2 protein-coding genes are annotated in these 1,666 nt (G+C 68.5%); one reads left to right on the plus strand and one right to left on the minus strand.

Annotated features, from left to right (window positions below; all coding sequences use genetic code 11):
• Window positions 1–150: 150 nt before the first annotated feature.
• The gene (locus tag G6026_RS07630) at window positions 151–1,257 is read right to left on the minus strand and encodes a hypothetical protein (RefSeq protein ID WP_182612821.1); all 1,107 of its coding nucleotides are present in this window, start codon (window positions 1,255–1,257) and stop codon (window positions 151–153) included.
• A gap of 120 nt (window positions 1,258–1,377) precedes the next feature.
• Between G6026_RS07630 and G6026_RS07635 the strand changes: the two genes are divergently transcribed.
• On the plus strand, window positions 1,378–1,666 hold a 289-nt coding region (locus G6026_RS07635), incomplete at its 3' end, for an SDR family NAD(P)-dependent oxidoreductase (protein ID WP_182612822.1).

Consider the following 1,666-nt stretch of genomic DNA (forward strand, 5'->3'; position numbering starts at 1 on the left):
CGCGGTGCCGTTTGGCCGGAGGCCGCCGGCGCGGCGCCGGCGGTGGGAGCGGTGAGGGAGGTGACGATGACGAGGGCGGCGACCGCCGCGGTCAGCGAACGGCGGGGGCGGGAGGCTGAGGGGCGCATGAGCGGAGACTAACCGCCACTTTCAGTGGGTTTGCGTCTTCCGGTCCAATCCGAAATGCTCGGCCAGCCGGGCCAGAGTGAACTCCTGCCGGAGCTTGCACGCGCTGTTCTGGTTGGCGAACATCCCCTTGACCCAGAACGCCTCGGATCGTGGGACGCTCACCCACCAGCGGACCGGCACGGCGTACTCGGCGTCGTCGTCGCTGTCCGCGACCCCCGGTGGGCCGTGCCTGTACGGGGCGCTGAGCTCCTGATCGGCGAGGTGAACCCACTTGCCGTCCACGAGGACCGAGGCCTGGTCGAAGCGGGTGGCGGGGCGAAGGACCTCGCCTATCGCGACGTACCCGCTCTTGGGGATATGGACGTTGACCCGCGCACCAACCGGGAGGTTGTGCAATGAGCCCGAGTACCAGGTCCCACCTCCCGCGGAGATGAAGCCGAAGCGGCGACCGTCGTCCCAGGCCCGTGTGCCCTCCTCGCCGAACGAGACGAACCAATCGGTCCCGTTCCACTCGGCCCGTTTGCCCTGGTAGTTGCGGGGGGACGTGCCGACGCCTGTCGCACCCTCCTCGCTCGCGGCAAGCCAGGATCGGGCGAGGTAGCGTCGGCCGTCGTCCTCCAGAAAGGTGAAGAACACGACGTTGACGGGAACGCCGAACTCGCGGAGATACGTGACGATCCTCTCGGAGCTGGGGTCCAGGTCGGTGGCGACCACCACCAGAGTGAGCGCGCCGTTGAGCTCATCGGGAGGCGGGGTGCCGAAGACCTCCTCAAAGGCGGTTTCGAATGGACGGTCGAGGTGGCCGTTCGCGAGATCGATGATGCTCTCGTGATCCAAGGTCGTGACCCATGAGCCGTAGTCGAGTACCTGCGCCACCACATCCCGCGGCGTCCTGTCCCGTTTGAGTTCCAGCACGTGGAGGTTGCCCTCGGCGTCGACGGCGAGCAGGTCGATGAGCTTCTGGTACGGCGTGCGTACCTGCCTGCCGATGACCAGGAGCCGATCACCGAGCAATGACGGGTCCCGCTCGAGGAACTCCTCCAGCATCACCTCGGTCGGCATCGTGGTGGGCGACAGTCGGTGAGGCCTGTCGCCGTCCATCCGCCAGATTCCCATCTCGACCGGCACAGCTGTCTCCTCTCGTCGGGTGTCAACGGCGTCTGCCCGACTCCCGCTCCTGTCCACCCGGACGCTGTCGCGAATTACCGTAGTCTCGACCGCCGGCCCGCGGTCAGTAACCTGGGCTCCGTGGCGCACACAGGAATCGACGTCCCCGACCTCACCGGCCAGACGTGGCTCATCACGGGGGCGACCAGCGGAGTCGGCCTGGAGACCGCCCGTGCCGCGTCGGATCGCGGCGCGCGGGTGATCCTCGCGGTCCGGGACACCGTGCGGGGACGCGACATCGCGGCCGCGCTGCCGGGACCCTCGCGGGTCGTCGAATTGGACCTGGCCTCGCTGGAGAGCGTGGGGCGCGCCGCGGACGAGTTGAACGGGGCGGAGGCCGAACCGGTCGACGTGCTGGTCAACAACGCCG

This window comes from Dietzia sp. DQ11-38-2, assembly GCF_014145055.1.
GTDB lineage: Bacteria > Actinomycetota > Actinomycetes > Mycobacteriales > Mycobacteriaceae > Dietzia.